Source organism: Bacillus sp. CH140a_4T, assembly GCF_008923725.1.
GTDB lineage: Bacteria > Bacillota > Bacilli > Bacillales > Bacillaceae_G > Bacillus_A.
This window is the reverse complement of sequence record NZ_WBPF01000002.1, coordinates 85,062-91,253: the sequence shown is the minus strand read 5'-3', so window position 1 is coordinate 91,253 and position 6,192 is coordinate 85,062. Positions and strand designations below refer to the sequence as shown.

Sequence of the window (6,192 nt, the reverse complement as noted above, 5' to 3'; positions counted from 1 at the left end):
AATTTCGAAATACATTCCGATTTTACCACCGATATGTATTACTTCTCGATACTAACATGAAAAACTTTTTTATTTATACAAGATTTTATGCAAAAAAATAAGAGCAAGGATCCCTAGAATCCTCGCTATATCAACGATGTATAAAATCCTGTATAAGAAATAAATAAACATTGAAGTAAGAAACCTCATAAAAATAACGATTCTATGAAATATTTGCTACCGATAATTATGCGTTATGTTAACTTGATTTGTATATCATATACATGTGATACTTGTTCAGTAATCGGATCAAATTATGGAGGGACTCTCCTGAAATAATTGGATATTAATGTTAAAACAGAACCAGCTTATGAAGTAATGTATTTAAACTATAGGACACAATTATTGATTTCCTATATAATTACAACAAACAAAAGATAGGTTATTTAAGGATGGTTAATATGTTAAAAACAAAAGCTAAATATAAAACTTGGATACGAATTTACAAACTAATTATTTTTTTAGTTATTTCACTTATTCTTCTCTTGATAACATTATTACCTGTTAATTTATATCTGCGAGTCCTGTCAGGTATTTTTGCGGTGCCTTTTATTTATATAGCATTTATACTTTCTTATTCAGTTTACCAATTTGCAACATTTGGTGGGAATTATCAGTCAAAAATACATAATTTAATTGTTACCAAGGTGAATTCGGATGGAAAAGGAAAAATACTAGATATAGGAACTGGTAGCGGTTCACTAATTATTAAACTGGCAAAGACCTTTCCTAAATCCTTTTTAACTGGAGTTGATTATTGGGGCGGAAATTGGGAATATTCCAAATCCCAATGCCAACAGAATGCTAAAATAGAAGGGGTCTCTGATAGAATTAATTTTCTAAAAGCAAGTGCTGCAAAACTCCCTTTTACTGATAATGAATTTGATACAATTGTAAGCTGTCTAACATTTCATGAAGTAAAAGATAGAGAAAATAAAACTGAAGTAATTAAAGAGGCATTAAGAGTGTTAAAACCTGGTGGTAAATTTATTTTCTTAGATTTGTTTATGGATGAAAAAATATTTGGAGATGAAAAAGAACTTTTAAATGTCTTAAAAAAACAAGGTGTATCTGAATTAAATAGCTACAAGCTTACTGAAGAAATGGAATTACCAAAACTTTTATTAAACAAAAAAGTATTAGGGAATGCAATGATTTTAAGTGGAAGAAAGCTCGATGGAGATAATTCAACACATACACTTCCAATAACGAGAATTATGTAAATAAGCTGTCCATATGGGCAGCTTATTGTATGTTTTTACTTAGCGTGATTTTTTCCCGAAATGCTGGCGGTACCCCATCGCTATCAAGTTAAGAAAAGCAAATACCCTAAAACGAAAGAAATGAGCCGCATTTTCAAAAATAACTATGAAAAGTTAAAATTTTCGTTTTGGGGCATCTCAAAATCTTAACTGGAAGTGATTTGGTGCTACCGCACTTGTTTTAAAGTCCGGTATCTATGTGGGTGTATTATCATCTTGACAATATTCGTAGGTAGGTTTCCAACGACCACTTTTACATTTATACGTTATATCACCAATGCAAGTTGTCGAACCTTCTCCTTCACATGGGCCCATATCATCAATGGGAAAATTTTGTCCGGAGCTTTGTGGCAAATTTGTTTCCAGACAATATTCACCTGTAGATTTCCAATGCCCCTCTTCACAAACGTACCTAATATCACCTCTACAAACTTCAGCCCCTGGATTATGACATGAGCTTCCCTCAAAGGAAGAGATTTGTTCTGGGTTCTCTGTATTTATATATTTTGTTTGATTGTTCATGTTTTATCACCTCCTGATAACCATTATTATCTCTATTTATCTGTGTACTTATTTAGAGAAAAAATGGAAGGTAGACCACCTATTTCAGAATCTAAAAATTTGCTTAATTTTTGTCTGAAGAATAGAGAAAAAAAGAATTAATAAGATTTTTGGATGTATAAAAAAATAAATTTTAAATATTATTTTTTATGGGAAACAACACTTTGAGGAAGCGTATACGCAAAAGATTGGAGATGATTCCATTTCATTTATCATTTAAATAAAGAAGGTGCAACAGATATAGCGACGCAATTTGCAAATTATTAATACTTTCCTTAATAATTCTTGCTTCATAAAATAAAACTCAAAGGTACAAACATATATCTAGTAAAAAATACATACATATTAACATTAAAGTTAACAAAACAATTTATAGTTAACTTTAATATAAAAAATCAAATAAAAATAAAAATAAAACCTTAAAACAAAAGAGTTTATCACCTTTAAATTTTGTTAACAAAATTTAAAAATAACCTTTAAACACAAATAAAAAAATGTTATATTGTTAACAAGATAACTAAAGGAGTGAATAGTTAATGAAAATTACTATGATGAATAAGGATTCTGGAAACTCACTTGATATGAATTTAATTGATGGTTTCTATATTGAAACTCCTACAAACGTTGTAGAAATCAGTAAAGACGAAGCTGATTCTCATTTTGTAGCAACCATTACTAATCCTAAAGAATTATTATCTCGCCTACTTATTTCAACAACAATCCCAGGAGAAGACACTGAACGATTCTTCTTAGTTGGCGACGAAGCTGCAAAACATGCATTAGCTAACAACCATGTCAATAAACTTCATGATAAAATTACAAGCCCTATCCCTTACGTAATGTTTTTATCAGCTGTTTCTTTCTATCATGCTATTAATGAAACTCGCGAATCGGATGACAATACAGTTGAAATTGAATATTTCCAAACAATGTTACCTATATGGTTACTGAAACGAACAGCCAAATTTAGTGAAGCCCAAAATGCAATGGCAGAAAGATTTGCTGGAGAGCATGAAGTTACAATACATACACCAGGAATGGAAAAAACATTAAAAATAACTGTAGAAAAAGCAACTTGTCGTATTGAAGGAGAAATTGCACGTTTAGCAATTAAAAAGAATTTTGAATTAGAAGATCGTGAAGAAGCAAGACAATTTGATAACAACGATACAGTACTTGTTGATATTGGCGGCGGAACAATTGATTTAGTATTATCACCAGCCGGTTTAAAATCACCTAAGAACCGTGATTCTATGCAACCGATAGACAAATTATCTTATCTATCTCATATTGAAAAATTAAGAAAAGAAAAGTTCCTAGAAAAATTCTCTGATTTACGTTCATTTGAAACATTTATAGTAAACAATTTCCAAAAACCTAAAATGGAATTAGTTGATGGAAACACTGGCCAGCGTGTAGATTTAACGGATAAAGTTCGCTCTTCTTTAAAAGAGTTTGCTAAGTTTCTAATTTTAAAAATCCAAGATGTAATGCCTGCACCAGCTGATAAAGTTTATAAATATGTTTATTTCGGTGGTGTTGCCCCAATACTAGAAACTAGCATTCATGAAGTCATTGAAGAAATGTATGGAGCTGAAATCGCTCAAGCAAATCATATTTTCTTACCAGATTCACGCAAATTAAATCTATATGGGCTTGAAGTAAAAAGTCGTGGCGAAATGCTGCAAAAAACAGAGAAATAAGTATAGCCAGAAAGGAGGAGCCGCATTATGGGGCGTACCAAAAAGACCGAGAAACAAACAGTCTTTGGGCTTCGAACAGATCACATGAGCGAAGAAGTTTATAATCACCTTGAGCAAAAAGCTCGCTCAAAAAAGCTTGCAACGTATATTATTCAATTAGTTGAACAAGACTTAACACAAAAAGAGCCCTTTGATGCAAAAAAAGAACTTCTAAATGTCTCAAAAAACCAAGAACAAATGATGAATGCTATAAAACAAATTACACAAACAATTTCAGATCTCCAGGTGGCTCCCGTATCTGCTGTTCTTATGCAAAGCGATGAGAATACCCATAATTCTCTGGTGGACGATTTATTAAAAGACGTAGGCAAAATGGGACAATTAATAACTAATACCAACATTACAGGATCATTAGATGAAGACGATTTAGAAGATCCTGATTTCTAAAACAAAAAGAGTTGCTCTCATATAGGCAACTCTTTTTGTTTTGTATAAACTTAAAATATCCCAAATAGTTTCTTCCTTTTGGGTTCTTGATTAGAAATATCAGCTTTAGCGTTGATTTTTTCTAATTCCGTCATAATAAGATCAAGTTTCTTTTCTAGTTCATGATTTTTTTTACGCTCCGCTTCAAGCTCTTGTTTAAATAAATCATTGCTTTGACATTCAATTTCAAGTTCTTTTCGAAAACCTATAAATTCAGTCTTGATATCTTCTAAGAAATTTCTAATTTCGCTCGATATGGATTGTAGCGCGTATTGCTCCTCTTCACTCTGAGACCTTGTCACAGCAACTTCTGAACGCGCTACACCCTGTGTCGTACGTGTTTGCTGTGTCATCAACACGCTAACAGCGTGATTCAATGAGACCTTAGTTTTTTCTCTAATTTCTTTTAGAGTATTAAAAACTGTCACATCATCGGCATGATACAGTCTTGTATCGCCATCTTTATTAAACTCATAGCCTTGTTTTTCGAGTTCTAAGCTATATTTTCTGATTGTACTTTCTGCTAGATTGGTGATACGGGAGACATCAATTGTTTTTAAGTACTCTTCACTTACAACATCATCTTTTCTCTCCATTCAACCACCTCCATTATAGTATCGCTACACTCTTACCACAGTATCATTTTACTAATCCTTAATACCCATTGTACACTTTTTATTATGCTTGCAAGCAAGATTTTTTCACCTTTTAAATTCTGCTTAATACTTGCAAGGGAATCCCATAGCGCTTCGCATTCTTTTCTATTAGTCTTCGCTTTAGTGATTCAGCGTACCTGTATCGATACTATAGCACATATTAATTTTAATCTTTGTTATGGGGATCCCTAATTTCATTCAATTACTCTGTTAATTCTTAAAGTACCTTTTTCTTTCTTCCCATTACTTTAGTTTATTCTTTAATAACCATGCATTCACCTTGTGCTATAGCATTGATATACTCTTAAAACGAGATTTTGATGAAGTGCGTGAATCACAAAAACAAGGATTCTGGTCTAGGCTCTTTTCAAAAAATAAAGACGTATGATGTAACTTTCATCATACGTCTTTATTTTTGTTCTAACAAAACAAAATCGGATTCTTTAGAAGGTTCTATCCCTAATTCATTTAATGTTGCCACCAACAAAAGTATTTGTTTCTCAAACTCCTTATTTAACGCAATGTCAGTAATACGAATCACTTTCCACCCATTTGTTTTCATATATTTATCCCGTCTGCTGTCTCGTTTGATTCCTTCTGGTGTTCGATGAAAAGGCCCATCAATTTCTACGTCTATTTTTAAACCATTTGGAGAAAAAAACGCAAAATCTAACTTAAAACGTTTATTAGGTACTTTATACTGTACAGTTGGATAATAACCTTTAAAGCGCAAGGCATCATATACTCGCTTTTCTAATTTGTTAGAGCATTTCGCCCGTTGTGAATCATTATTGGGATTATAAGTAGATGATGGAGTGAGAATTTGTGCTAAAAGAAAAAATATAATTGCGCAACCCAATACAACAAATAAACCTGTCATTTTTTCCACTCCAATAACAATTTTGAGTTAATGCTCAAAACGTAATATGCCCAAACCCTTTCTATTTATCCATTTTCCAATTACTTATCTTATACAAGTAAAACAAAACAGTCCTTTTTCATGTTTTCTAGATACAGATTAAGTTGAATTTCTTTGGAAAGTGCTTTGCAAAGATTTGTTGTATGATGCGTAAGTCAAATCTTTGCATTGTATGTATACCTCATTCCAATTGAAATTATCAATAAATCGTTCGTGTAAATACTCTATGAATCTCGTTCTCTTGTATCTTACTTAAGTTTAAGTTGAATTGAATTGTATATGAATTTAATTTCCTGTCCATAATTGTAAATAAAAAATTCAGGACAGGAGAGTGAGATAAATGTTTTTCCGCAAAAATAGGACTAAATTAAAAAAATGGTTAGATCGGCAAGGAATTGAACAACAGGAACTAGCCAAAAAGTCAAAGGTTTCTGTTCAAACCATCAGTAAAGCATGTAGAGATACAGATTACATCCCAAAACCTGATATCATGAAAAAAATATTAAATACTATTAGAAAAATTGATCCTCATGCCAAAATCAATGATTTTTGGGATATGTAAAAAG

General features: G+C 31.7%; 7 protein-coding genes. 4 read left to right on the top strand and 3 right to left on the bottom strand.

All coding sequences use genetic code 11. The features are described from left to right. The first annotated feature begins 440 nt into the window (after positions 1 to 440). Positions 441 to 1,262 (top strand): class I SAM-dependent methyltransferase, encoded by an 822-nt coding sequence (locus F8162_RS00520; RefSeq protein ID WP_151582568.1) that lies wholly within the window; start codon positions 441 to 443, stop codon positions 1,260 to 1,262. Between the two features lie 234 nt (positions 1,263 to 1,496). Here F8162_RS00520 and F8162_RS00515 read toward each other — a convergent pair whose 3' ends face one another. Continuing rightward, a complete protein-coding gene (locus F8162_RS00515) occupies positions 1,497 to 1,823 on the bottom strand; it encodes a hypothetical protein (protein WP_151582566.1) in 327 nt (108 codons plus the stop codon). A 575-nt stretch (positions 1,824 to 2,398) separates the two neighbouring features. Between F8162_RS00515 and F8162_RS00510 the strand changes: the two genes are divergently transcribed. Continuing rightward, the gene (locus F8162_RS00510; RefSeq protein ID WP_075312698.1) at positions 2,399 to 3,565 is read left to right on the top strand and encodes a ParM/StbA family protein; all 1,167 of its coding nucleotides are present in this window, start codon (positions 2,399 to 2,401) and stop codon (positions 3,563 to 3,565) included. A gap of 27 nt (positions 3,566 to 3,592) precedes the next feature. Then, a complete protein-coding gene (locus F8162_RS00505) occupies positions 3,593 to 4,012 on the top strand; it encodes a hypothetical protein (protein WP_151582564.1) in 420 nt (139 codons plus the stop codon). 50 nt (positions 4,013 to 4,062) lie between these two features. Here F8162_RS00505 and F8162_RS00500 read toward each other — a convergent pair whose 3' ends face one another. Both F8162_RS00500 and F8162_RS00490 read right to left on the bottom strand, forming a co-directional pair. Next, positions 4,063 to 4,647, bottom strand: a complete 585-nt coding sequence (locus tag F8162_RS00500; RefSeq protein ID WP_151582562.1) for a hypothetical protein — start codon at positions 4,645 to 4,647, stop codon at positions 4,063 to 4,065. Positions 4,648 to 5,116: 469 nt separating this feature from the next. Continuing rightward, positions 5,117 to 5,587 (bottom strand): endonuclease domain-containing protein, encoded by a 471-nt coding sequence (locus F8162_RS00490; protein WP_151582560.1) that lies wholly within the window; start codon positions 5,585 to 5,587, stop codon positions 5,117 to 5,119. A gap of 379 nt (positions 5,588 to 5,966) precedes the next feature. On the opposite strand from F8162_RS00490, the gene F8162_RS00485 reads away from it, so the two are divergent. Further along, a complete protein-coding gene (locus tag F8162_RS00485) occupies positions 5,967 to 6,188 on the top strand; it encodes a helix-turn-helix domain-containing protein (RefSeq protein WP_098326442.1) in 222 nt (73 codons plus the stop codon). Positions 6,189 to 6,192 lie beyond the last annotated feature (4 nt).

Bases quoted from the DNA above. Each gene is read 5' to 3' on its own strand.
- F8162_RS00520 (WP_151582568.1), top strand. From the start codon at position 441: ATGTTAAAAACAAAAGCTAAATATAAAACTTGGATACGAATTTACAAA.
- F8162_RS00515 (WP_151582566.1), bottom strand. From the start codon at position 1,823: ATGAACAATCAAACAAAATATATAAATACAGAGAACCCAGAACAAATC.
- F8162_RS00510 (WP_075312698.1), top strand. From the start codon at position 2,399: ATGAAAATTACTATGATGAATAAGGATTCTGGAAACTCACTTGATATG.
- F8162_RS00505 (WP_151582564.1), top strand. From the start codon at position 3,593: ATGGGGCGTACCAAAAAGACCGAGAAACAAACAGTCTTTGGGCTTCGA.
- F8162_RS00500 (WP_151582562.1), bottom strand. From the start codon at position 4,647: ATGGAGAGAAAAGATGATGTTGTAAGTGAAGAGTACTTAAAAACAATT.
- F8162_RS00490 (WP_151582560.1), bottom strand. From the start codon at position 5,587: ATGACAGGTTTATTTGTTGTATTGGGTTGCGCAATTATATTTTTTCTT.
- F8162_RS00485 (WP_098326442.1), top strand. From the start codon at position 5,967: ATGTTTTTCCGCAAAAATAGGACTAAATTAAAAAAATGGTTAGATCGG.